This window comes from Streptomyces sp. NBC_01077 (genome assembly GCF_045162855.1).
In the GTDB taxonomy this organism is placed as follows: domain Bacteria; phylum Actinomycetota; class Actinomycetes; order Streptomycetales; family Streptomycetaceae; genus Streptomyces.
The window spans coordinates 8,872,941-8,894,428 of sequence record NZ_CP108669.1 but is presented as its reverse complement, the minus strand read 5'-3'; the positions used below and the strand labels follow the sequence as shown (position 1 = coordinate 8,894,428).

19 protein-coding genes and 1 riboswitch are annotated in these 21,488 nt (G+C 71.2%); of the genes, 8 read left to right on the top strand and 11 right to left on the bottom strand.

Translation table 11 applies throughout. From position 1 onward, the window contains the following. Window positions 1–140: 140 nt before the first annotated feature. The gene (locus tag OG462_RS39840; protein WP_406065638.1) at window positions 141–1,364 is read right to left on the bottom strand and encodes an alginate lyase family protein; all 1,224 of its coding nucleotides are present in this window, start codon (window positions 1,362–1,364) and stop codon (window positions 141–143) included. Window positions 1,365–1,635: 271 nt separating this feature from the next. On the opposite strand from OG462_RS39840, the gene tpx reads away from it, so the two are divergent. Further along, on the top strand, window positions 1,636–2,136 hold the full coding sequence (gene tpx / locus OG462_RS39835; protein WP_406065636.1) for a thiol peroxidase: 501 nt from the start codon (window positions 1,636–1,638) through the stop codon (window positions 2,134–2,136). A gap of 126 nt (window positions 2,137–2,262) precedes the next feature. On the opposite strand, the gene OG462_RS39830 is transcribed toward tpx, so the two are convergent. Beyond that, on the bottom strand, window positions 2,263–2,673 hold the full coding sequence (locus tag OG462_RS39830; RefSeq protein ID WP_406065634.1) for a Fur family transcriptional regulator: 411 nt from the start codon (window positions 2,671–2,673) through the stop codon (window positions 2,263–2,265). Between the two features lie 169 nt (window positions 2,674–2,842). On the opposite strand from OG462_RS39830, the gene katG reads away from it, so the two are divergent. Both katG and OG462_RS39820 read left to right on the top strand, forming a co-directional pair. Beyond that, on the top strand, window positions 2,843–5,062 hold the full coding sequence (gene katG / locus OG462_RS39825; protein WP_406065632.1) for a catalase/peroxidase HPI: 2,220 nt from the start codon (window positions 2,843–2,845) through the stop codon (window positions 5,060–5,062). A gap of 256 nt (window positions 5,063–5,318) precedes the next feature. Next, complete coding sequence (locus tag OG462_RS39820; protein ID WP_406065630.1) at window positions 5,319–6,593, top strand: serine hydrolase domain-containing protein; 1,275 nt, start codon at window positions 5,319–5,321, stop codon at window positions 6,591–6,593. 20 nt (window positions 6,594–6,613) lie between these two features. Here the strand turns inward: OG462_RS39820 and OG462_RS39815 are convergent, their stop codons facing one another. From OG462_RS39815 to OG462_RS39800, 4 genes are all read right to left on the bottom strand, one after another. Next, window positions 6,614–7,147, bottom strand: a complete 534-nt coding sequence (locus OG462_RS39815) for a GNAT family N-acetyltransferase (RefSeq protein ID WP_406065628.1) — start codon at window positions 7,145–7,147, stop codon at window positions 6,614–6,616. A gap of 88 nt (window positions 7,148–7,235) precedes the next feature. Next, window positions 7,236–8,222 (bottom strand): serine/threonine dehydratase, encoded by a 987-nt coding sequence (locus OG462_RS39810; protein WP_406066889.1) that lies wholly within the window; start codon window positions 8,220–8,222, stop codon window positions 7,236–7,238. 161 nt (window positions 8,223–8,383) lie between these two features. Then, window positions 8,384–9,598, bottom strand: a complete 1,215-nt coding sequence (locus OG462_RS39805; protein ID WP_406065626.1) for a S8 family peptidase — start codon at window positions 9,596–9,598, stop codon at window positions 8,384–8,386. 228 nt (window positions 9,599–9,826) lie between these two features. Next, window positions 9,827–10,645: an alpha/beta fold hydrolase gene (locus OG462_RS39800; protein WP_406065625.1), complete on the bottom strand. Its 819-nt coding sequence runs from the start codon at window positions 10,643–10,645 to the stop codon at window positions 9,827–9,829. 138 nt (window positions 10,646–10,783) lie between these two features. Between OG462_RS39800 and OG462_RS39795 the strand changes: the two genes are divergently transcribed. Next, entirely contained in the window at window positions 10,784–11,230 is a 447-nt protein-coding gene (locus OG462_RS39795; RefSeq protein ID WP_406065623.1) for a nitroreductase family deazaflavin-dependent oxidoreductase, read from the top strand. Here OG462_RS39795 and OG462_RS39790 read toward each other — a convergent pair. After that, window positions 11,164–12,138: a DMT family transporter gene (locus tag OG462_RS39790; protein WP_406065621.1), complete on the bottom strand. Its 975-nt coding sequence runs from the start codon at window positions 12,136–12,138 to the stop codon at window positions 11,164–11,166. The genes OG462_RS39795 and OG462_RS39790 overlap by 67 nt on opposite strands. Window positions 12,139–12,209: 71 nt before the next feature. On the opposite strand from OG462_RS39790, the gene OG462_RS39785 reads away from it, so the two are divergent. Further along, complete coding sequence (locus tag OG462_RS39785; protein ID WP_406065620.1) at window positions 12,210–13,091, top strand: LysR family transcriptional regulator; 882 nt, start codon at window positions 12,210–12,212, stop codon at window positions 13,089–13,091. A gap of 16 nt (window positions 13,092–13,107) precedes the next feature. On the opposite strand, the gene OG462_RS39780 is transcribed toward OG462_RS39785, so the two are convergent. Continuing rightward, window positions 13,108–13,944, bottom strand: coding sequence for a ketose-bisphosphate aldolase (locus tag OG462_RS39780; RefSeq protein ID WP_406065618.1), 837 nt, complete (start codon window positions 13,942–13,944; stop codon window positions 13,108–13,110). Window positions 13,945–14,020: 76 nt separating this feature from the next. Then, window positions 14,021–14,944, bottom strand: a complete 924-nt coding sequence (locus OG462_RS39775; RefSeq protein ID WP_406065616.1) for an SIS domain-containing protein — start codon at window positions 14,942–14,944, stop codon at window positions 14,021–14,023. Window positions 14,945–15,092: 148 nt separating this feature from the next. On the opposite strand from OG462_RS39775, the gene OG462_RS39770 reads away from it, so the two are divergent. Next, entirely contained in the window at window positions 15,093–15,914 is an 822-nt protein-coding gene (locus OG462_RS39770; RefSeq protein ID WP_406065615.1) for a DeoR/GlpR family DNA-binding transcription regulator, read from the top strand. A gap of 177 nt (window positions 15,915–16,091) precedes the next feature. After that, window positions 16,092–18,116, top strand: a complete 2,025-nt coding sequence (locus OG462_RS39765) for a phosphocholine-specific phospholipase C (RefSeq protein ID WP_406065613.1) — start codon at window positions 16,092–16,094, stop codon at window positions 18,114–18,116. A gap of 65 nt (window positions 18,117–18,181) precedes the next feature. Here the strand turns inward: OG462_RS39765 and OG462_RS39760 are convergent, their stop codons facing one another. Beyond that, a complete protein-coding gene (locus tag OG462_RS39760) occupies window positions 18,182–18,793 on the bottom strand; it encodes a hypothetical protein (RefSeq protein WP_406065611.1) in 612 nt (203 codons plus the stop codon). A gap of 341 nt (window positions 18,794–19,134) precedes the next feature. After that, window positions 19,135–19,318: riboswitch (cyclic di-AMP (ydaO/yuaA leader) on the top strand. 4 nt (window positions 19,319–19,322) lie between these two features. Here OG462_RS39760 and OG462_RS39755 point away from each other — a divergent pair. Beyond that, window positions 19,323–20,204, top strand: coding sequence for a transglycosylase SLT domain-containing protein (locus OG462_RS39755; protein WP_406065610.1), 882 nt, complete (start codon window positions 19,323–19,325; stop codon window positions 20,202–20,204). Here OG462_RS39755 and OG462_RS39750 read toward each other — a convergent pair. Then, window positions 20,188–21,486, bottom strand: coding sequence for a phosphoribosyltransferase family protein (locus tag OG462_RS39750; RefSeq protein WP_406065608.1), 1,299 nt, complete (start codon window positions 21,484–21,486; stop codon window positions 20,188–20,190). The two genes, OG462_RS39755 and OG462_RS39750, sit on opposite strands and share 17 nt — an antisense overlap. Between the last annotated feature and the right edge of the window lie 2 nt (window positions 21,487–21,488).

The window sequence follows — 21,488 nt, the reverse complement described above, 5'->3', positions numbered from 1 at the left end:
GACGCTCACTTCCGTCGGATGTGGGGGAAAGGGCAAGCTCTTGCCATGCCCATGACATGGCAAGCGCTTTAGTCGCCTCCATGATTTAAGAAGTGAAGTAAGGGGGCGTCAAGAGGTGCGGACTCCCCCGCGCGTACCCGTCAGTTGGGATTCCCGGCGTGGGTGAGGGTCTCCCAGGCGACGAAGAGGTTGTCGGTGCCCGCCGGGCGCCGGGACTCGGTGAGGTTCTGCGTGTTCGTCATCCCGTACCCCATGCGGTGATGGAGCGCGTTGAAGCCCACCTCGGTGACCGGCCCGAGGTGGTCCTTGAGGGTGCCGCCGCAGAGCCAGCTCGGAACCGCCGTACCGAGCTCGTACTTGGCCTGGAGACCGAGGGCGTGCCGCAGGCGGTCGGCGACCTCGGGGTAGAGGTCCTGCCCCTGGATGCGGCTCGTCTCGGCGATGTGCGAGATGGCGGACAGGCCGTAGCCGGTGTGGGTGAGGTCCCGGCAGGTCTCCTGGGTGAGGCCGTCGACGAAGGTGGTCTGCCCCTGCCAGTACCGGACGATCTCGTCACGGGTGTCGAGACCGCTGCCCGGAGCCGCCTTCGGCAGGGCGCCGTCGCTCGCGAGATAGATGTAGGCGGGGACGCGGCCGCGGAACTTGGTCACGGCCTTGTCGTAGGCGGCGCGGTCCTCCAGGAAGACGGCGATGCCGATGGCGGCCTCGGTCATGCTGAGCTCCCAGTTGCCGTTGGAGTGGGAGCCGTTGGTGACCTCGGGGAGGTAGACGGTGCGCAGCATGGTCTTGAAGCGGTCGATGCGGGCCTGGGGCCAGCCGGTGTAGGTGTAGCGGATGATCTCGGCGGCCCGCGGCCAGGAGGATCCGGCCCAGCCCGTCTGCAGGGGCGCGTTGGAGTTGGTGTGGTCGGTGATCACACCGGACCAGGCATCCATGATCTCGATCGCCTTCTGGGCGTACCGGCTGTCCCGCGTGACGTACCAGGCGAGGGAGAGCGTGTACGCGGCGATGGCGTCCTCGCGCTCGTCGGTGCAGCCGTTGTTCGGGTTCGAGTACGAGCCGCACTCCACGACGGAGCGGGGCTTCGGGACCCGGGACAGCGAGGCGTACTTGCTCGCCGTCATCTGATCGTAGGCACCCTTCCACGGCTGCGCGCCGGCGTTGACCCGCTCGCGGGTGAAGTCGAGCTGGCCACGGGAGACCAGGACGCCGGGGTGGACGAACGTGGCGGGGGCGGCCTCCGCGTGGCCGCCTCCCGGTCCCGCGACCAGGGTGGCCAGGAGGGCGGCGGCCAGCAGGGGGACGGCGAGCAGCACCCTCCTTCCCCTGCGCTTCGCATGGGAACCATCGCGCCGTATGGGCATGGGGTTGCTCCTTCTTCAGATATGTGAACTCCCGAGGGCTGTCGAGGGTGGAACCTAAAGGTCTGAACCAAAGGCGTCAAGGCGCCGAGATGGGTGCCGGGTGAACGATTCCGCCGACTCGGACGCCTGTGAATACATCTGGGCTTTCACATACGTGAACCTACGGCGGCCGGCCACGCCCCTCCCGTCCGGACGGCCGTGTCCGGTGGGCGGGTGGCCACGCCGTACGATTCCCCTCGTTGTCACCTACATCATCCGAAGGAGATCCCCCATGGCCCAGGTCACGCTCAAGGGCAGCCCGGTACAGGTCAACGGCACCCTGCCGACCCCGGGGAGCCAGGCTCCTGACTTCACGCTCGTCGCCGAGGGCCTCGCGGACAAGTCGCTGAAGGACTACGCCGGCCAGCGCAAGGTCCTCAACATCTTCCCCAGCGTCGACACCCCGACCTGCGCGTCCTCGGTCCGCGCCTTCAACGAGAAGGTCGGCGCGCTGGAGAACACGGTGGTGCTCTGCATCTCCGCCGACCTCCCCTTCGCCCAGGCCCGCTTCTGCGGCGCCGAGGGCCTGGAGAACGTCAAGAGCCTCTCGACGCTCCGCGGCCGTGAGTTCCACACCAACTACGGTGTGGAGATCGCGGACGGCCCGCTGGCCGGCCTGACCGCCCGCGCGGTCGTCGTTCTCGACGAGAACGACACCGTCCTGCACGCGCAGCTCGTGGGCGAGATCGCCGAGGAGCCCAGCTACGAGGACGCGCTCGCGGCCCTGAAGTAGGAACGCCGCCGGATCACGGCGACGTACGGGAGCCCCTCCACCGACACGGTGGAGGGGCTCCTGCCGTTTCGAGAGCCCTGTCGGACGCAGGCAGGTCGGACACAGCCGGGTCGGACGCCGGCCCGGTCAGACGCAGGCCGGGCAGAGCCCGCGGTACGTCACATCCGCCTTCGACACGGTGAAGCCGAACCGCTCCGCCGGCGGGAGGACCGTCAGCGGGTCCCCCGTCGGGTGGACGTCGCGGATGATGCCGCAGTTCGAGCAGACCAGGTGCTGGTGCGGGTGGTGTGCGTTCGGGTCGTACCGCTTCGCCCGGCCGTCGGTGGAGAGCTCCACCACCTCACCGAGGGCGACCAGCTCGCCCAGGGTGTTGTAGACGGTCGCCCGCGCGATCTCCGGAAGGTGTGCCACGGCGCGCGCGTGCACCTCTTCGGCCGTGAGGTGGACGTGCTCGCCGGCGAGGACCTCCGCGACGACACGCCGCTGGGACGTCATGCGCCAGCCACGCGCACGCAGGCGCTCCAGCAGGTCACTCATTCGGGCTCACCCCTTCGGATGGTTGGCGTGGTTCTTGACTTGGACTCTGTCCATCGTAGGATCGGTTCCGGCAATAGCCAAGGCACACCACGGCTCCGGTAGGGCGCAGGCCCCCGCTGGTGCCCGCCCCGGCTGAGCACAGCGATCCGCCCCGTCCGGAAGGATTTCCATGTCCGAGAACCACGACGCCATCGTCACCGACCCCGCATCCCAGGAGTCGGGCGGCTGCCCGGTGGCGCACGGCCGCGCCGCGCACCCGACCCAGGGCGGCGGCAACCGCCAGTGGTGGCCGGAGCGGCTCAACCTGAAGATCCTCGCCACCAACCCCGCCGTGGGAAACCCGCTCGGTGACGAGTTCGACTACGCCGAGGCCTTCAACGCCCTCGACCTCGCGGCCGTGAAGCAGGACATCGCCGAGGTGCTGACCACCTCGCAGGACTGGTGGCCCGCCGACTTCGGCCACTACGGCCCGCTCATGATCCGTATGGCCTGGCACAGCGCGGGCACCTACCGCATCAGCGACGGTCGCGGCGGCGCCGGCGCCGGCCAGCAGCGCTTCGCGCCGCTGAACAGCTGGCCGGACAACGGCAACCTGGACAAGGCCCGCCGTCTGCTGTGGCCGGTGAAGAAGAAGTACGGCCAGAACATCTCCTGGGCCGACCTCATGATCCTCACCGGCAACGTCGCGCTGGAGACCATGGGCTTCGAGACCTTCGGCTTCGCCGGCGGCCGCGCCGACGTGTGGGAGGCCGACGAGGACGTGTACTGGGGCCCCGAGACCACCTGGCTCGGCGACGAGCGCTACACCGGTGACCGCGAGCTGGAGAACCCGCTCGGCGCGGTCCAGATGGGTCTCATCTACGTCAACCCCGAGGGCCCCAACGGCAACCCGGACCCGATCGCCGCGGCCCGCGACATCCGCGAGACGTTCCGCCGCATGGCGATGAACGACGAGGAGACCGTCGCCCTCATCGCCGGCGGCCACACCTTCGGCAAGACGCACGGCGCCGGTCCGGCGGACAACGTGGGCGCCGACCCCGAGGCCGCGCCGCTCGAGGCGCAGGGCTTCGGCTGGGCGAACTCGTACGGCACCGGCAAGGGCGCCGACGCGATCACCAGCGGCCTCGAGGTCACCTGGACCACCACGCCCGCGCAGTGGGGCCACGACTTCTTCAAGCACCTCTTCGAGTACGAGTACGAGCTCACGCAGAGCCCGGCCGGCGCGAACCAGTGGGTGGCGAAGAACGCCGAGGCGATCATCCCCGACGCGCACGACACGTCGAAGAAGCACCTCCCGACGATGCTCACCACCGACCTCTCGCTGCGTTTCGACCCGGCCTACGAGCAGATCTCGCGGCGCTTCTACGAGAACCCGGAGCAGTTCGCGGACGCCTTCGCCCGCGCCTGGTACAAGCTGACGCACCGTGACATGGGTCCGGCCGTCCGCTACCTCGGTCCGGAGGTCCCCTCCGAGGTCCTCCTGTGGCAGGACCCGCTGCCGGCGCGCGAGGGCGAGCTCATCGACGCCGCGGACATCTCCTCCCTCAAGGAGCAGATCCTCGGTTCGGACCTCACCGTCGCGCAGCTGGTCTCGGCGGCCTGGGCCTCGGCCTCCTCGTTCCGCGGCAGCGACAAGCGCGGTGGCGCCAACGGCGGCCGCATCCGCCTGGAGCCGCAGCGCAACTGGGAGGTCAACAACCCGGACGAGCTGGCGCAGGTGCTGCGCACGCTCGAGGGCATCAAGTCCTCCTTCGACGCCGCGGGCGGCAAGAAGGTCTCGATCGCCGACCTGGTCGTGCTCGCGGGCTCCGCGGCCGTCGAGAAGGCGGCCGCCGACGGCGGCTTCGACGTCGAGGTGCCGTTCACGCCGGGCCGGGTGGACGCGGCGCAGGACCAGACGGACGTGGAGTCCTTCGCGGCGCTCGAGCCGCAGGCCGACGGCTTCCGCAACTACCTGGGCAAGGGCACCCGCCTCCCGGCCGAGTACCTGCTGGTCGACCGCGCGAACCTGCTGACCCTGAGCGCGCCGGAGCTGACGGTCCTCGTCGGCGGCCTGCGTGTCCTGGGCGCGAACCACCAGCAGTCCTCGCACGGTGTCCTCACCACGACCCCGGGCTCCCTGACGAACGACTTCTTCGTCAACCTGCTCGACATGGGGACGACCTGGACGGCGACGTCCGAGGACGCGACCACGTACGAGGGCCGCGACTCCGCCACGGGCGAGGTCAAGTGGACGGGCACCCGCGCGGACCTGGTCTTCGGCTCGAACTCCGAGCTGCGCGCGCTGGCCGAGGTCTACGCGAGCGACGACGCGAAGGAGAAGTTCGTGACCGACTTCGTCTCCGCGTGGAACCGGGTCATGAACCTGGACCGGTTCGACACCGTCTGATGATCCTCAGGGGCCCGGCCGGTCGACGGAGTCGACCGGCCGGGCCCCTTCGCGTCCCATGGCGTCATCGCCGGGGGCGGGGGGCGGATGTCCGGGTTCCACAACCCGTGTCCCGTGTCAGGAACCGTTTTCGGACGTTGGCACTCATGAACCATGGGTACCGGGTCCAGGCCTCGCGGTCGGATGTTCCCGTGCCCTGCGGCGCACCTCTGCCGTGTGCCGTGCCGAACGATTCGGAAGAAGCCGAGGAACCACCGTGTCCCTGTCGTCGCACCGACGCCTGGCCGTGAGCGCCACCCTGATCGCCGCGCTCGCCGCGGGCGTCGTCCCCGCCACCAGCGCCTTCGCCGCTCCCAGCGCCCCCGTCTCCGCCGCGCCCGCCCAGACACCCGCGGTCCCCGCTCCCGACATGGACGGCGTGGTCGCCGCGCTGAACTCGGCCATGGACAACGGGGCTCCGGGGGCGATGGCCCGCTTCGCCGGTCCCGACGGTGTCCGGAGCCGCACGGTCGGCGTCCAGGACCGGGTCTCGGGTGCGTCCATGGACATCCGGTCGCGCTTCCGGATCGGCAGCGTCAGCAAGACGTTCTCCACGGTCGTGCTCCTGCAGCTGGTGGAGGAGGGCAAGCTGGAGCTGGACGTCCCGGTGAACACGTACCTCCCCGGTCTGCTCCCCGACGACCGCATCACGGTCCGTCATCTGCTGACCCACCGCAGCGGTCTGGCCGACTACACCGACGCGATGTTCGCCGACACCGTCCCCGGCTTCGAGGCCGTCCGGAACCGGGTGTTCAGCTACCAGGAGCTGGTCGACCTCTCCCTGAGCGAGCCGCGGACCACCGAGCCCGGCGTGTCCTACAAGTACTCGAACGCCAACTTCGTGGTGGTCGGGATGCTCATCGAGAAGGCCACGGGCCGGCCCGTGTCCGACGCGTACGAGCGCCGCATCTTCAAGCCGTTGAAGCTCCGCAAGACCTCGTACGTGCACCCCGACACCCTGATCGAGGGCACGCACGTACGCGGCTACCTGCACCCGGACGAGGCCGGCGGCGCGCTCGTGGACTCCACGGAGCAGACCGTGTCCTGGGCCCAGTCCGCCGGGGCCGTCATCTCCAACCCCGCCGACCTGAACACCTTCACCAGCGCTCTGATGCGCGGCCGGCTGCTGTCCCCGGCGATGACGGAGGCCATGACGACGGTCACGCCGACCGACACCACCAACACCCGGTTCTACGGACTCGGTCTGCGCCGCTACGACCTGTCGTGCGGTACGCAGGTGTTCGGGCACACCGGCACGGTGCAGGGCTTCTACACGTACACCTTCTCGACCCGCGACGGCCGCCGCAGCCTGTCCGCGATGGCGAACACCTCGAACCACGGTGCCGCCAACACGGCGCTCGGCGGGACGCTGGAGGCGGCGTTCTGCGGCAAGAAGCCGGCGCCCGCGGCCTCCGCGCGCGCCGCCGCCTCGCCCACGGCCCGTGACCTCACGTCACTGCCCGCGGAGCGGGACCTGCCCGAGCGCCACTGAGCCACCCGTGACCCGGGGCGTCAGGCCTCGTACTCGGTGAGGTCGATCGCGTAGACCCGCAGGGGGACGCCGAAGACCGGGTGGGTCGCCTCGCGCTCCTCGGTCATGCCGAGCTTGCCGATGACGTTCTCGGAGGCCTGGTTGCTGATGTGGGTGATGGCGACGACCCGGTCGAGCCCGCGGTCCTGGAGTGCGAACTCCAGGACCGCGTGGGCGGCCTCGGAGGCGTATCCCTGTCCCCAGAACGGTCGGCCCAGGCGCCAGCCGATCTCGACGTCCGGCATCACCTCCGGGAGGAACTCCGGCAGGGACAGGCCGGCGAAACCGATCAGCTCGCCCGAGGCGATGAGCTCGACGGCGAAGATCCCGAAGCCCTCCTCGTCCCAGTCCTCCTCGTACCGCTCGATGTCCTCGGCGGTCCGCTCCAGGTCCCGGACCGAGCCGTCCCCGATCCAGCGCATCACCTCGGGGTCGGCGTTGATCTCGGCCAGCGGGACAAGGTCGTCGTCGCTCCAGCGCCGGAGGATGAGACGGGGGGTACGAATTTCGGTCATGGTCCCATCCTGACGCACGGAGCGGGCGCTCCGTGCCACCGGCTCCGGCGGCCCGGGTCGGGAGCGGTGGGGACCGCCCATGAGCGCGTTACGCGGTCTCTGCGGTGCGCGTGAGATCGGTGGGGTCCGTGTTGGCACCGCAGAGCACGACACAGACCCTCTCGCCGGGGGCCGGGCGGTAGCCGTGGCCCGCCGGTTCCTGCGGGTCCGGGGCCGTGAGGGCGGCCAGGGCGGTGGCGGCCGCGTGCTCGACGGCGAGGCGACGGTCGTCCCACAGGGCCCGGCGGACACGGGTGATCTCGATGTCCGGGACGAGGACGGAACGGACGCCGTCCTGCTGGGCGGCCGCAAGCGCGGTGGACGAGACACGGCGGGCGCCGAGCGAGTCGGCGGCGACCGAGTCGACGGTCACGTCGACGGGGTGACCGGCCCGGATCGCCGCGTCGAGGGCGCGGCAGTTCTCGGGTTCGACGGCGACGGTCCGCAGGCCGTGGTGCCGGGCGGCGGTGGCGACGCCGGCGAAGAGTCCGCCCCCGCCGACCGCGACGACGACGGTGTCGAGGTCCGGGATCCTGTCGTGGATCTCGTCGAGCAGGGTGCCGGCCCCGGCCGCGATCAGCGGATGGTCGTACGCGTGGGAGGCGAGCGCCCCGGTGTCGGCCGCGAACGCCTCGCAGGCGGCGAGCGCTTCGGCGTACTCCGTGCCGACGAGCCGGACATCGGCGCCGTAGCCGACGAGCTTGTCGACCTTCACCTTCGGGGCGGTGGTCGGCAGGAAGACGGTGGCCCGGACGCCCTGCCGGAGTGCGGCCCAGGCACAGGCGAGCCCCGCGTTGCCGCCGGAGGCGATCGTGACGCCTGCGGTGGGAAGGGTGCCTTCCTCGCGGTGGGCGAGCAGGAAGTTCTGCGCGCCGCGCGCCTTGAAGGAGCCGGTGTGCTGCATGAGTTCCAGGGCGAAGTGGAGCGTGTACGGCTCGGCACCGGGGTCTGCCTGGGCCACCGTCACGGGGCGGACGTGTCCGGCGATCCGGTCGGCGGCGGTCTTGATGTCGGCGTACGCGAGGGCGCTGTGCACGGGGGGCTCCTGGAGCGGGTGGGGGTGTCGAGGGCCGGAGGGGAGCGGGACGGTCATGTCGTCGATCCTCTCAGGAGCACGGTCCCCCGCCGCGGGGCCGGGGCATGGCACCGCCCCGGAGGCGCCGGCTGCCTCCGGGGTGGTTCCGTCGCCGGACCGGGCTACTGGACGATCTTCAGGAGCCGGTTCGGGGAGCCGCTGCCCGGGGTGGTCACCTTGCCCGTCGTCGCGCCGTTGACGAGGGCGGAGGCGACCTGGGCCGGCGTCGCGGAGGTGTGGCCCGCGAGGTAGATCGCGGCGGCGCCGGCGACGTGCGGGGTGGCCATCGAGGTGCCCGAGATGGTGCTGGTGGCCGTGTCGCTGGTGTTCCAGCCCGCGGTGATCGACACGCCGGGGGCGAAGAGGTCGAGGACCGAGCCGTAGTTGGACCAGCTGGCCTTGGCGTCGGTGTTGCTGGTGGCGCCGACCGTGATGGCCTCGGCGACCCGGGCGGGCGACGAGGAGGAGGCGTTGACCCCGGAGTTACCGGCGGCGACGGTGTAGGTGACGCCGTCGGCGATGGAGTTCTTCACCGCGTTGTCCAGGGCGGTGGACGCTCCGCCGCCGAGGGAGAGGTTGGCGACGGCCGGGGCACCGGCGGTGTGGTGGGCGGTGACCCAGTCGATGCCCGCGATGACACCGGCCGTGGTGCCGGAGCCGTTGTTGTCGAGCACGCGGACGGCCACGATCTTCGCCGCCTTGGCCACGCCGTAGGTGGTTCCGGCGATCGTCGTGGCGACGTGGGTGCCGTGCCCGTTGCCGTCCTGGGCGACGGTGTCGCCGTCGACGGCGTCGTACCCGTTCACCGCGCGCCCGGCGAGCTGGGAGTGGCTGATCCGGACACCGGTGTCGATCACGTACGCCGTGACACCGCTGCCGGCGGAGTCGGGGTAGGTGTACGTGCCGGAGAGCGGCAGGTTCGCCTGGTCGATGCGGTCCAGGCCCCAGGGGGCGTTGGTCTGCGTCGCGTCGGCGTGGACGACCTGGTTCTGCTCGACGGAGGCGACGGCCGGGTCGGCGGCGAGCCGTCGGGCCGCCGTCTCGCCGAGGGTGGCGGTGTAGCCGTTGACGGCGGAGCCGAAGGTCTTGCGGACGGTGCCTCCGTAACCGGCTATCAGGTTCCGCCCCTTGGCGGAGGCGGCCTTGAACCCCGCGCCCTGCTTGAGGGTGACGATGTAGCTGCCGGGTACCGCGTCGGCCGAACCCGCCGCGAGGACGGTGCCTTCGGCGGGGGCCGCCTGGGCGGGGGCGGCGGCGAAGGTGCCGAGCAGGGCGGCCACGGTGGCGGCGGAGGCCGTGACGGCGAAGCGGGTCCGGGTGTTCTGCGGGAGTGCCATTACGAGGGATTCCTCCTCATGGACGTCGCGCCCGGCGGGGTGGAACGGCGCGACTGTGGGGGGGGTGCACGTGGGGCCACGCACACGGTCGGGACCGGTGGTTCCGGTCTCGGCGTGATCAGCAGCCTGGCCGCTCTACGGGCGTAGCTCAAGGGAGTTGAGGCCTTGTCATGTATCCGCCATACGCCTGCAATCGAACCCCCGTCGAACCCGGCTGACGTGGCCGAATCAGCTCCCGTCGTGGCCGGGAAGCGGAGGCGGAGCAACCGAGAGGGCGCGAGCGAGGGCCGTGGCGAAGCCGGTCGGGTTGTCCAGCATCAGGTTGTGTCCCGCGCGGGGGATCTCGACCACCGGGATGCCGAACGTGGCCACCTTCTCCGCGTCGGGGTCCGGCAGGCTCAACTCCCCCACCAGGAACGTCCGGGGGATCCCGAGCTCTGCGAGGAGGTCACCGGGTGCGGGCGTACTGCCCTCGACGAGGGCGACCGCGCTGCGGTGGACGGCCCGGGGGTCGGCGAGGCGCAGCCGGGCCGCGTAGTCGGCGCGGTCGGCGCCGGCCACCATCCGGGCGAACCCCTCCGCCACGAACGCGTCCTCGTCCTGTGCGGCCACCGGAGAGCTGAACGCTCCCCCGCCCCCGTACAGGTTCGGCTCCGCCACCACGAGTCTCGCCACGAGCTCCGGGCGCGCCGCCGCCAGATGGATCGTCACCGCACCGCCCATGGAGTGCCCCACGAGGTCGACGCCCGTGAGACCGAGGCGGTCGAGGACCGCGGCGACCACCGCCGCCTGGGACTCCATGCGGTAGTCGAAGTCCGCGGGCCGGTCGCTCAGCCCGTACCCGAGCAGATCCACGAGCAGCGCCCGGCCGCCGCCGAGCGCGGGATGGGCCGCGATATGGGCGAAGTCCGATGCCGAGGTGCACCCGAGGCCGTGGACGAACACCCGCACGGGCCCGTCCCCCGGCAGGTCGATCCACCGGATGTACGCCTTCTGCTCCGCCAGGAACAACTCCCGCATGCCGTCCGCTCCCCTGAGTCGCGCCATTGCCGAACCGTCAGGGGCCACCCTACGAGTCGACACTGACAAGGCGCCTCGTGCGGAGTGCCCGCCCGCCCGGCGGGGTGTCGGATAGCGTCGGAGGTGCACAGGCAAGCAGCCGGACGTGACACGAAAGGACCCCTCATGCCTCTCGAAGGTGAGTACGAGCCCAGCCCGACGGCGTGGGTGCGCAATCAGGTCGAGCTGTACGAGTCGTCCGGCGGCACCAAGGGCACGACCATGCGGGGCATGCCCGTCGTTCTGGTCACGAACCTCGGCGTGAAGAGCGGCAAGCTCCGCAAGACCCCGCTGATGCGGGTCGAGCACGAGGGGGCGTACGCGCTCGTCGCGTCGAACGGCGGGGCGGTGAAGCACCCCGTCTGGTACCACAATCTCGTCGCATCGCCGCTCGTCGAGGTGCGCGACGGCACCGATGTGTGGGACATGAAGGCCCGTCTGATCACCGGCGAGGAGCGCGCCGCCTGGTGGGAGCGGGCCGTCGCGGCCTTCCCCGACTACGCGGACTACCAGCGGAAGACCGACCGGGAGATCCCCGTCTTCGTGGTCGAGCGGGTCGGGCGGGTCGAGTAGGGGCTGTCCGGCACATCGGCCCGCGCTTCGGCCGGCGTACCGAGGGGTCGCGTCCGTGACCTCGTCAGCCCCACCCCCACCAGGACGACCGCCATCCCCGCCACCACCCGTACAGTCAGCGGCTCGTCGAGGATCAGCGCGCCCAGGGTCACGGACACCACGGGGAGCAGATAGCCGACGGTGGCAGCGGCGGTCGGGCCTTCCTCCGCGATCATCCGGTAGTTCAGGTGGAAGGTGAGCCCGGTGGCGAAGACCCCGAGGACGACGACCGCGAGGACCCCCGTCCAGGTCACCGTGGCCGCCCCGGAGGCCGCGAGGGCGGGCGTGCTCAGGCCGGTCGCCGTGAGGAGTTGCGCGGCGGAGAGCGCCAGCGGCGCGGTGCCCCGGCCGGTGAGGTGGCGGGCCATGTACGCGAAGGCCACGGCGTAGCTCGCGGAGGCGCCGAGGAGTGCGAGGGCGCCCCAGCTCATCAGGCCGGAGCCGTGGCTCCAGGGCGCGAAGATGAGCAGCACTCCGGCGAAGCCGAGTACGAGGCCGGCCGACCGGGTGGCGCGCAGGGGGCGTTCGGTGCCGAGGGCCAGGCCGATGAGGAGGGACCAGAGCGGGGTCGTCGCGTTGAGCACGCCCGCCACTCCGCTGTCCACGGTCTGCTCGCCGATCGAGAAGAGCAGGAACGGCAGTGCGTTGCAGAAGAAGGCGGCGACGACGAGCCGCCCCCAGGTGGCCCGGTCCCGTGGCAGCCGTTGTCGCGCCCCGTACGCGAGCGCGAGGAGCACGGCCGCGCCGAGCGCGCACCGGACGAAGGTGATCCACCCGGGGGTGAGGCCCTCGTCGAGGGAGATCTTGATCCAGAGGAAGCCCGAGCCCCAGAGCAGGGCCAGGACGCCCATGCGTGTCGCCGATGTCATGTCCTCACCGTCCCGCGCCCCATTCGACAGGACAAGCGATGAATCATGCATCCAGCGTTAAGCTGTGCTACATGCTGGATGTGAGACGCATGCAGGTGCTCCGGGCCGTCGTCACCAGCGGCTCCGTCACCGCCGCCGCCGCGAACCTCGGCTACACCCCCTCCGCCGTGAGTCAGCAGATCGGCGTCCTGGAGAAGGAGGCGGGCATCGCGCTGCTCGAACGGTTCGGGCGGGGCGTGCGGCCGACCGCCGCCGGGCGGTTGCTCACCGAGCACGCCGCCGTCATCGGCCGCCAGGTCGCCGAGGCGGAGACCGCCCTCGCCGATCTGCGGGCGGGCCGCACCGGGCGGATCGCGGTCCGCTACTTCGCCACCGCGGGCGCGGATCTCGTCGCCCCCGCGCTGGCCCGATTCCGCACCGAACACCCGGGCGTACGCGTCGATCTGAGGATCGCCGACGCCGCGCCGCTCGACGAGGAGGCGGACCTCACCCTCGTCGTACGTCCCCGGGGCGGCGGCCCGGACTCGGCCGGCGACGGTCTCCGGCTGGTCCATCTGCTCGACGACCCCTATCGCGCCGTGCTGCCCAAGGGTCATCCGCTCGCCGAACGCCGCACCGCGGTCGAGCTGGCCGAGCTCGCCGGCGAACCGTGGGTCGGCAGCGAGCGGCCCGGCCCCTGCCTCGACGCGGTCCTCGACGCCTGCGCGGCGGCCGGGTTCTCCCCGGACATCGCGGTGGAGTGCGAGGAGTACGCCACCGCGCAGGGCTTCGTGGCGGCGGGTCTCGGCATCAGCCTGGTCCCGCTGATGGGCCTGGGCAGCCGTCACCCGAACGTGGTCGTCCGCAAGGTTCGCGGTCCTGAGCCGGTCCGTTCGATCCACGCGGCGGTACGGGAGTCCTCGCTGTCCCTGCCCGCCGTACGCGGCCTCCTCACGGCGCTTCAGGAGGTGTGAGCCCCCTGGGGCGAGGTCAGGCCGGTGACAGGACCGTCAGCAGGTGGGCGACCTCCCTGGCCACGGCGGCCCGCGCCGGGGTCAGGTAGTGGCGGGGGTCCACCGCCGTGGGGTGCTCGGTCAGGTGGGCGCGGACGGCCTGGGTGAAGGCCTTGTTCAGGTGGGTGGAGACGTTCACCTTGGTCATGCCCGCGGCGATGGCGGCGGTGAGATCCGCGTCCGACACGCCCGAGGAGCCGTGCAGGACGAGCGGCGTGTCGACGGCGGCACGCAGACGCGCGATCAGGGCGAAGTCCAGGACCGCGTCCCTGGTCAGCATCTGATGGGAGCTGCCGACCGCGACCGCGAGGGCGTCGACGCCGGTGGCCTCGACGAAGGCCCGGGCCTCTTCGGGATCGGTCCGTACGCCCGGGGTGTGCGCGCCGCCCTTGCCGCCGACCTCGCCGAGTTCGGCCTCGACCCAGACACCGTGCTGGTGGCAGTACTCCACGACCTCGCGGGTCGCGGCGACGTTCTCGGCGTAGGGGAGCTTCGAGGCGTCGAACATGACCGAGCCCAGACCGAGTCCGACGGCCTCGCGGACGAGGTCGGGGTTCTCGGCATGGTCGAGGTGGACGGCGACGGGGGTCTTGGCAGCGCGGGCGATGGCCAGCGAGGCGAGGGCGACCGGCTCCAGGGCGCCGTGGTAGCGGACGGTGTTCTCGCTGATCTGCAGGACGACGGGGCGGTCGGCGTTCTCGGCGCCGGCCACGATGGCCTGGGCGTGTTCGAGCTGGAGGACGTTGAACGCCCCCACACCGGTGCCCGCCGCGCGGGCGCGGCGGACGATCTCATCGGTCGGCGTCAACGGCATGGTCCTTCTCCGGGGGTGTGAGCGGGGTGCGGGGTGGGTGGGGCTGGAGCGGTGCGGGTTCGGAGCCGGTGCGCGGTCAGGCGGGGACGTCCCCGAGGACGACCGAACGGGTGAGGTTCCGCGGGGTGTCCGGGTTCAGGCCCTGGGCCTCGGCGACGGCCACCGCGAGCCGCTGGGCCCTGATCAGGTCCGCGAGCGGGTCGAGGTCGCTCTCGGCGAGGGTGCCGCCGACCTTGCGCACCTCGTCCGCGAGTCCGGCCGGCAGGGCGCCGAAGCCCCAGGTGACCCGGCCGGGTCCGGTGATGCTGATCGGGCCGTGGCGATACTCCATCGAGGGGTACGCCTCCGTCCACGCGCCCGCGGCCTCGCGCATCTTCAGCCCGGCCTCCAGGGCGAGCCCGTAGGTCCAGCCCATGCCGAGGAAGGTGAACTGCTCCGCCGTACGCACGTTCTCGTCGAGCGGGGAGGCGAGGGCCAGTTCGGCGTCCCGCGCGGCCTCCTCGACGGTGGCCACCCCCTCGGGCAGGGCGTCCTCGGCCTCCAGGTGCGCGCGGAAGAGGGCGAGCGCCGTGGTGGCGAAGCGAGTCTGGACCACGGACTCCTCGTCCGCGAAGTCGAGGACGGCGACCTCGTCGGCGAGGTCCATCACCGGGGTCGTGGGGTCGGCCGTGACCGCGCCCGTGGGGATCGTGCCGCGCAGCCGGGTCAGGACGGCCAGGACCTCGCTGGTGGTGCCGGATCGGGTGATGGCCACGACCCGGTCGTAGCTGCGCCCGTAGGGGAACTCGGAGGCCGCGAAGGCGTCGGTCTCCCCGTGGCCGCCGGACTCGCGGAGCTCGGCGTAGGCCAGGGCCATGAACCAGGAGGTGCCGCAGCCGATCACCGCGACCCGCTCGCCCCGCCGGGGCAGTGCGGAGGTGTGCTGGGACAGGGTGCGGGCAGCCTGACGCCAGGTCGTCGGCTGGGACGCGATCTCCACGGCGGTACGGGTGGTGCTCATGCCGGTCTCCTTGCAAGAAGAGTGCACAGGAATGATGGAAGATGCTTGAAGTCGATGCCATTCAAGCAGAAACATGCATCTGCTTTCCAGGTCCGGCGCGCGTCGACGGATAGAATCGGACGCGCGCACGAGCCCGAGGGAGGGACCCATGTCCAAGCACGAGCGGTGGAACACGCTCCTTGAACTACTTGCGGCCTCGGGGAAGCTGGAGGTCGAGGAAGCGGCGACCACCCTCGACGTCTCCGCCGCCACGATCCGCCGGGACCTCGACGAGCTCGCCGAGCAGCAGCTGTTGATCCGGACACGGGGTGGGGCGGTCGCCCACGGCGTCTCGTACGAGCTGCCCCTGCGCTACAAGTCGACGCGGCACGCCACGGAGAAGCGCCGGATCGCGGAGGCCGCCGCCGATCTGATCGCCCCCGGCGAGGTCGTGGGGCTCAACGGGGGTACGACGACGACGGAGGTGGCGCGGGCCCTCGCCCTGCGGTTCGCGAGCGGCCGGGCCGACACCGCGGGGACGGCCGGGACGGCGGGGACGGCGAACACCGGGCCCGCGCTGACCGTGGTCACCAACGCGCTCAACATCGCGGGCGAGCTGGCGGTGCGCCCGCAGATCAAGATCGTCACCACCGGCGGGGTCGCGCGCCCCCAGACGTACGAACTGGTGGGCCCCCTGACGGTCGGGGTGCTCAACGAGGTCGTGCTCGACGTGGTGGTGCTGGGGGTCGACGGGGTCGACGCCGGACTCGGGGTGATGGCGCACCAGGAGGACGAGGCGAGCATCAGCCGGCTCTTCGCGGAGCGGGCGAGCCGGGTCGTCGTGGTGACCGACTCCTCGAAGATGGGCCGCCGGGCCTTCGCCCGGATCTGCGGTCTGGACCGCATCGACCTGCTCGTCACCGACACCGGCATCAGCCAGGAGGCGGTCGCCCAGCTCACCGAGGCCGGGGTGAAGGTCCTCACCGTCTAAACCCTCGAACGCCATTGGTATGAAGTCGGACCAATCCACAGCCCCATACCCCTTGGCCCTACGGCGCCCTGGGGTGTTAATCCATTAATTACCGCACGGCTGTATACCTTTAAGCTCGCCTCCCCCATCATGTCTCCGATGTGCCGCCGGGGCACACCGTGACAGGAGAGGCGGAGCATGATTCCCATCAGCCGCAGAGGATTCGTCGGTATCGGCGCGGGGCTCGTGGCGGGCGCGGCGCTGCCGACGGCCCCGGCCTCCGCCGCCGCGAGCGGAGCCACCGGCACCCTCACCGATGTCCGGCACGTGGTGATCCTCATGCAGGAGAACCGCAGCTTCGACCACTACTTCGGCACCCTGCGAGGCGTCCGGGGCTTCGCCGACCGCGCCGCGGGCAATCTGCCCGGGGGCTGGGGGATGTTCAACCAGCCCAACTGGGGCGGCCGCCAGTACCCCTGGAAGCTCAGCGACACCCCGCCCGCCGGCGGTGTGGACGGCGAGACCCTCGCCCAGTGCAACGGCGACCTGCCCCACAGCTGGACCTCGCAGCACGCCGCTTGGAACAAGGGCCGCCTCGACAACTGGGTCACCGGGGTGGGCAACACCCGGACGCTCGGCCACCTCGACCGCGAGGACATCCCCTTCCACCACGCGCTCGCCGACCACTACACGATCTGCGACGCATACTTCTGCTCGACGCTGAGCGCCACCGGCCCCAACCGCACCTTCCTGTGGAGCGGGAAGATCGACGGCTCCAGCAAGGACGGCGGCGACGAGTCGGGCCTCACGTGGGAGACGTACGCCGAGGCGCTCCAGCGGGCCGGGGTGAGCTGGAAGGTCTACCAGAACGCCCAGGACAACTACGGCGACAACGGCCTCGCGTACTTCAAGAAGTTCACCGACGCGCGGCCGGGCGACCCGCTGTACGACCGCGGCATGGGCTCGGTACCCAAGGTCACGGGCTCGACCCCGGACGACATCGCCGCCGCGATCCGCGCCGATGTCGTCGCGGGCACACTGCCCCAGGTGTCGTGGGTGGTGGCGAGCGAGGCGTTCTCGGAGCACCCGTACGCGCCGCCCGGGGACGGCGCGCACTTCGTGGATCTCGTCCACCGCGCGCTCGCCGCCGACGCCGAGGTGTTCGACTCGACCGTGCTGTTCCTCAACTACGACGAGAACGACGGCTTCTTCGACCATGTGCCGCCGCCCGTCGCTCCCCCGGGCACCCCGGGCGAGTACCTCGACGGCGTGCCGATCGGTCTGGGCTTCCGCGTCCCGATGATTGTCATGTCCCCGTGGACCCGGGGTGGCTGGGTGAGCTCGGAGGTCTTCGACCACACCTCGGTCCTGCGCTTCATGGAGAGCTGGACGACAGCCCTCGGCACACCGGCCGCCTGCCCCAACATCAGTGCCTGGCGGCGGAAGGTGACGGGCGATCTGACCGGAGTCTTCGACTTCGCCCACCCGGTGTACGGAGTACCGGCCGGCCTCCCCTCCACGTCGAAGGTCATCGGCCAGTCGACCTGCGGTCCGCTGCCGAACCCGGCCCCCCAGAACAACGCCCAGCCCGGGCAGGAGCCCGGCACCCGGCCGGCCCGCGCACTGCCGTACCAGGTGAACGGCAACCTCGACCGCTTCGAGTTCGGGGCCGCGGGCAAGATCCTCGCCTGGTTCTCGATGACGAACCAGGGAACCGAGGCCAAGCGGGCGGCGCACTTCTCCATCCACCCGCACCAGCACCGCGACACGGCCGCCTGGCAGTACACGGTCGACGCGGGCGGCACGGCCACCGACTACTTCAACATCGGCCTGGGGTCGGGGTCCGGCAAGTACGACATCTCGATGATGGGCCCCAACCGCTTCCTGCGCCGGTTCATCGGGGACGCCGCCAAGGCCGGCAAGGCCATCGAGGTGACGTCCCGGTTCGCGACGGAGGCGGGGACGGGCCGGACGGCCCTGTGGTTCAAGCTGAGCAACACCTCGGCCGGACCGGTGACCTTCACGATCCGCTCGAACGCCTACCGCACGGACGGCCCCTGGACCTACACGGTCCCGGCCGGCTCCACGCGTGAGGACTTCTTCAACGCGGTCGCCTACAACAACGGCTGGTACGACTTCACGATCCTCGCCGACATCGACGGCACCTGGTCGCGCCGGTACACCGGGCACATCGAGAACGGGGCGCCGAGCATCACCGGATGATCCCCGCACCCGGGTCAGTCCGTGAACGGTCCGCGTGCGGCACCTCGGAGCGGTGTCGGCGGTCGTCAGTGGCCGGCGTGCGCCGCACGCCGGCTCGTCGCGTCGAGGAGGGCCACCGCGTCGGCGGCCGTACGGCCCGGGGCCCGGTTCCACGGCCCGATCAGCTCGCCCCACCCCCGTGACCGGAGCTCGGTCATGATCCAGGCGGCCGCCTCGTTCATGGTCGTCGCGCTGCCGTAGCCGAGCCGGTGGGCGGCGAGAAGCGCACCGCAGACGCACCGGGCCCCGCGCGCGTCGCGCAGCTTGTACGGGGCGTTCTGCCAGCCCCACTCCGTCAGGACGAGGCGCGCGTAGCCGAGGTGGACCGAGGGGCGCAGCTCAGGCCGGCCGATGCGACGCCAGGCGTGCAGCCGGTCGGGCAGGACGGCTCCGATCCGGCCGGGAAACCGGCGCTCGGCGGGAAGGGGCGGCGGCAGCGCGTCGAGCGCATCGGCGACGAGCCGGTCCACCGGAACGGTGAGCAGGTCACGCCAGCCCTCCGTACCCGGATCCGTGTCGTCGGGCACGGTAGGGGCGGTCCAGTCCGTGACGATGCGCTGCCAGGTGGCGCTCTCGTAGAGGGCGGCGGCCTCGCGGTCGAGGGCATCGGGGTTGAGCAGGGAGGCGGAAGGCGGCATCCGGGCGGCTCCTCGGTCGGGGTCACTCCATCTTTCATGACGAATGTCGGCTTTGCGACTTTTGCCCTTGAGTGCCCACCCCACCGATGGGGCTTTCTTCGCTACTCCCCCATTAACAGAATTACAGTGCATATTCGGACATTGAACACCTGGTGATGCGACTCACTTCCCCGGAGACACCCCGGTGATCGAAGTCCGCGCATGCCGTGCCGGACAAGGAAGTTCGACGGGTCCGCCGTACGGTCGATCTTGAATTCCATGAATTCTGTGATCCATTTACCGGGTCCGCGACTCCGGTCCTCTTGTTCTCCGTCGCATTACTGGCCTACGGTCGCCTCCATTCGAGCGGATCGCCGAATCCTGCCACCGCTCGAAATACCTCCCTTTCACCCGACGGCAGGAGCGGGGGACCCACGAATACGCCGGCCCGGAATCCGGAACGGCTCGGGGTGAAGCCGCGTGCGCGCGGCCGGACATCTCCAGTCCGAACCCGACAGCTCACCCCGAAGGCGCCGGAGAGGAATCCGTCATGCCTGCTCACGGTAAGCACCGCCGCCCCCGCCGCCGCCCCGTCTCCCGTGGACTCGCGCTGGTCGGCACGGGCGGAGCCGCTCTTGCCCTCCCGCTGATCGCCCCGGCCGTGGCCGGCGCCGCACCCGTTTCCGGAGCCCCGGAAATCGCCGCCAAGGCCGTCACCGCGCCCGCCGCTCCGGTCGCCGCGAAGGCCCTCGCCAAGGCTCCCGCAGCCCCGGCCGCCGCGCGCACCTACACGGTCGTCAGTGGTGACTCGCTTTCCCTCATCGCCCAGAAGAAGGGAATTCAGGGCGGCTGGAAGGGTCTTTACCGGGCCAACAAGAGCACCGTGGGTGACAATCCGTCACTTATTCATCCAGGTCTTGAACTGACGCTTCGTCGGGATTCCGTGAAGGCCGCCCCCGCGCAGGCGAAGAAGGCCGCCACGACCGAACGGGCGAACCGCTCCGAGCGCCGGACCGCCACCCCGGCCGTCGCCACCAACACCGGTGCCTCGGCCGCCGCTCCCGCCGCCGCCGCTCCGGTCCAGGCCGCTCCCGTCGCCGCCACCCAGTACGCGAACAACCTCGACGGCTGGATCCGGCAGTCGCTGGACATCATGGCCCTGCGCGGCATCCCCGGTTCGTACGAGGGGATCCACCGCAACGTCATGCGTGAGTCCTCCGGCAACCCCCAGGCCATCAACCTCTGGGACTCCAACGCCGTGGCCGGCACCCCGTCGAAGGGCCTGCTCCAGGTCATCGAGCCGACCTTCCTCGCCTATCACGTGCCCGGCACGTCGATGGACCTGTTCGACCCGGTCGCCAACATCACCGCCGCCTGCAACTACGCGGCCGACCGCTACGGCTCCATCGACAACGTCAACGGGGCCTACTGACCCGGAAGTGCCCGGTGAACCAGGAGGTGGCGAGTTCCGCCACCTCCTCCAGGGCACCCGGCTCCTCGAAGAGGTGCGTGGCGCCCTCCACGACGTCCAGCCGGCTCTCGCAGCGCAGAAGCGACTCGGCCCGCCGGTTGAGGTCCAGGACCAGCGCGTCCGCGCCTCCGACCACGAGGAGCGTCGGCGCCTCGACCCTGGCCAGGTGGTCGGCCGCGAGGTCCGGTCGACCACCGCGTGAGACGACGGCGGCCACGGACGACTCCGGTTCGCCCGCCGCCCACAGCGCGGCGGCCGCTCCCGTACTGGCGCCGAAGTAGCCGAGCGGGAGGCCGTCGCTCTCGGGCTGCTCGGCGAGCCACTCCGTGGCGCGGGCAAGCCTGCCGGCCAGCAGCGGTGTGTCGAAGACATGCGCCCGGTCGACCGCCTCGACCTCGGTGAGCAGGTCGAACAGCAGCGTTCCGAGTCCCGCCCGATTCATTGCCGTCGCGACCGCCCGGTTCCGGGGGCTGTGCCGGCTGCTGCCGCTGCCGTGGGCGAACAGGACGATGCCGATGGCGCCCTCGGGCACCGCGAGCCGCCCGGCAAGGGTGACCCCGGCGGCGACGGGGATCCGTACGTCCGCGTCCTGGACGACCGGGCCGTGCGCGGCACGGTTCCGGTCCAGGCAGGCGAGGACCTCCTCGTCCGCGGTCTGAGCGAAGTCCCGGTAGAACTGTCCGATCGCGTAGAACAGCTCAGGCTCGTGCACGCTCACCGTCTCGTCGGCCTCGCCGCCGAGACGGGCCGTCCATCCCCGTGGCGCCACCGGCACCGCGAGCACGATCCGCGCGGCGCCCCTGGCCCGTACCACCCGGCAGGCCGCCAGAGCCGTGGCACCCGTGGCAAGACCGTCGTCCACCACGAGGACCGTCCGGCCTTCGAGCGGCACGGATGGCCGGCTGCCCCGATATCGACGGGTCCTCTGATCGAGCTCGGCGTGCTCGCGCTCCTCGACCGCGGCCAGATCGCGCGCCCCCACCCCGGCCTCGCGGAGCACCCGCTCGTTCACCACGCGCACGCCGCCCTCGCCCAGCGCACCCATCGCGAGCTCCGGCTGCTGGGGCACGCCCAGCTTCCGTACGAGACAGATGTCGAGCGGGGCGTCGAGAGCATCGGCCACCTCGGCCGCCACCGGCACCCCGCCGCGCGGCAGACCGAGAACCACGACGTCATGGCCCTTGTGGTGGTCGAGCCGGGCGGCAAGCTGCCGACCGGCGTCGGTGCGATCGCTGAAGAACATGG

Bases quoted from the DNA above. Each gene is read 5' to 3' on its own strand.
- OG462_RS39770 (WP_406065615.1), top strand. From the start codon at position 15,093: ATGTCCAAGCACGAGCGGTGGAACACGCTCCTTGAACTACTTGCGGCC.
- OG462_RS39780 (WP_406065618.1), bottom strand. From the start codon at position 13,944: ATGCCGTTGACGCCGACCGATGAGATCGTCCGCCGCGCCCGCGCGGCG.
- tpx (WP_406065636.1), top strand. From the start codon at position 1,636: ATGGCCCAGGTCACGCTCAAGGGCAGCCCGGTACAGGTCAACGGCACC.
- OG462_RS39765 (WP_406065613.1), top strand. From the start codon at position 16,092: ATGATTCCCATCAGCCGCAGAGGATTCGTCGGTATCGGCGCGGGGCTC.
- OG462_RS39795 (WP_406065623.1), top strand. From the start codon at position 10,784: ATGCCTCTCGAAGGTGAGTACGAGCCCAGCCCGACGGCGTGGGTGCGC.
- OG462_RS39790 (WP_406065621.1), bottom strand. From the start codon at position 12,138: ATGACATCGGCGACACGCATGGGCGTCCTGGCCCTGCTCTGGGGCTCG.
- OG462_RS39800 (WP_406065625.1), bottom strand. From the start codon at position 10,645: ATGGCGCGACTCAGGGGAGCGGACGGCATGCGGGAGTTGTTCCTGGCG.
- OG462_RS39805 (WP_406065626.1), bottom strand. From the start codon at position 9,598: ATGGCACTCCCGCAGAACACCCGGACCCGCTTCGCCGTCACGGCCTCC.
- OG462_RS39775 (WP_406065616.1), bottom strand. From the start codon at position 14,944: ATGAGCACCACCCGTACCGCCGTGGAGATCGCGTCCCAGCCGACGACC.
- OG462_RS39830 (WP_406065634.1), bottom strand. From the start codon at position 2,673: ATGAGTGACCTGCTGGAGCGCCTGCGTGCGCGTGGCTGGCGCATGACG.
- OG462_RS39750 (WP_406065608.1), bottom strand. From the start codon at position 21,486: ATGTTCTTCAGCGATCGCACCGACGCCGGTCGGCAGCTTGCCGCCCGG.
- OG462_RS39785 (WP_406065620.1), top strand. From the start codon at position 12,210: ATGCTGGATGTGAGACGCATGCAGGTGCTCCGGGCCGTCGTCACCAGC.
- katG (WP_406065632.1), top strand. From the start codon at position 2,843: ATGTCCGAGAACCACGACGCCATCGTCACCGACCCCGCATCCCAGGAG.
- OG462_RS39760 (WP_406065611.1), bottom strand. From the start codon at position 18,793: ATGCCGCCTTCCGCCTCCCTGCTCAACCCCGATGCCCTCGACCGCGAG.
- OG462_RS39755 (WP_406065610.1), top strand. From the start codon at position 19,323: ATGCCTGCTCACGGTAAGCACCGCCGCCCCCGCCGCCGCCCCGTCTCC.
- OG462_RS39815 (WP_406065628.1), bottom strand. From the start codon at position 7,147: ATGACCGAAATTCGTACCCCCCGTCTCATCCTCCGGCGCTGGAGCGAC.
- OG462_RS39840 (WP_406065638.1), bottom strand. From the start codon at position 1,364: ATGCCCATACGGCGCGATGGTTCCCATGCGAAGCGCAGGGGAAGGAGG.